Below are 1,200 nucleotides of genomic sequence, written 5' to 3'. Positions count from 1 at the left end.
GACGCCGGCGACGAGATAGAGGAACTGGGTGAGATTCACGGACATGGACGCTTCCTCACTGGCCGGCGCCGGCGGCCGAAGAGGCCCCGGTCTTCTTGGTCTTGTCGGCGGTCTTGTCCTTGGGCTTGTACATGGCCAGCATGCGCTCGGTGACCAGGAAGCCGCCGAAGATGTTGATGGAGGCCAGCACCAAAGCCAGGAAGCCGAAGCCGCGGGCCCACCAGGGCCCGCTCTCGTCCCCGGCCAAGGCGACGCCGACCGAGAGCAGGGCGCCCACCACGATCACCGAGGAGATGGCGTTGGTCACCGACATCAGCGGGGTATGCAGGGCCGGGGTGACCGACCACACCACGTAATAGCCCACGAAGATGGCGAGCACGAAGATGGCGAAGCGGAAGACGAAGGGATCGATCGCCCCGCCGGTGGCGGCATGGGCCACGCCCCCCAGCGTGGCGGCGAGCTGGTCGGCATAGTCCTGGGCGTGTCTGGCGGCCTCGCCGGCAGCCTGCGCCGCGGCCTGGGCCTTGTCGAGAAGCTCTTGGGGCGTGTCGGCCATGTCGGTCTCCCTCGATGGGATGGATCTGATTGGGGGCAGGTCCCGCTCCATCCTCTCGATGGAGCTGAAGACCCGCCTTCTTCTGGAAGGCGTTCGGCTCCAGGCGGGTCCCGCTCCATCTCTCGATGGAGCTGAGAAGACCCGCCCCCCGATCGTCAGGCCGGCTGGGGCTGGAAGGAAGGATGCACCACCGCCCCGTCCTTGGTGAGCAGGGTGGCCTTGACCAGCTCGTCCTCCCAATTGGGCGCCAGCGTCTTTTCCTTCTTGTCGACCAGCGTCTCGACGAAGGCGAAGAGGTTGCGGGCATAGAGCGAGGAGGCGGAGGCGGCCAGGCGGCCGGGTACGTTGAGATGGCCGATGATCTTGACCCCGCCCGGCGTGACCACGACCTCGCCGGGGCGGGCGCCCTCGACATTGCCGCCGCGCTCCACCGCCAGGTCCACCAGCACGGAGCCGGGCTTGAGGCTGTCCACCATCTCGGCCGAGACCAGGCGCGGGGCGGGCCGGCCGGGGATCAGGGCGGTGGTGATGACGATGTCCTGCTTCTTGATGTGCTCGGCCACCAGGGCGGCCTGCTTGGCCTGGTACTCCGCCGACATCGGCTTGGCGTAGCCGGCCGATGTCTCGGCCTGTTTGAACTCCTC

Annotated in this window: 2 protein-coding genes; both read right to left on the bottom strand. The window is 67.9% G+C overall.

Going from position 1 to position 1,200, the window contains the following annotated elements; translation table 11 throughout:
- Positions 1 to 55: 55 nt before the first annotated feature.
- On the bottom strand, positions 56 to 556 hold the full coding sequence (locus ABXS05_RS34815) for a proton-translocating transhydrogenase family protein (protein ID WP_068299804.1): 501 nt from the start codon (positions 554 to 556) through the stop codon (positions 56 to 58).
- 155 nt (positions 557 to 711) lie between these two features.
- A partial coding sequence (locus ABXS05_RS34810; protein ID WP_496204188.1) for a Rossmann-fold NAD(P)-binding domain-containing protein occupies positions 712 to 1,200 on the bottom strand: 489 nt, incomplete at its 5' end.

The organism is Labrys neptuniae, from assembly GCF_040797145.1.
In the GTDB taxonomy this organism is placed as follows: domain Bacteria; phylum Pseudomonadota; class Alphaproteobacteria; order Rhizobiales; family Labraceae; genus Labrys; species Labrys neptuniae.
The sequence above is the reverse complement of the archived record's forward strand: the minus strand, read 5'-3'. Positions and strand labels throughout refer to the sequence as shown.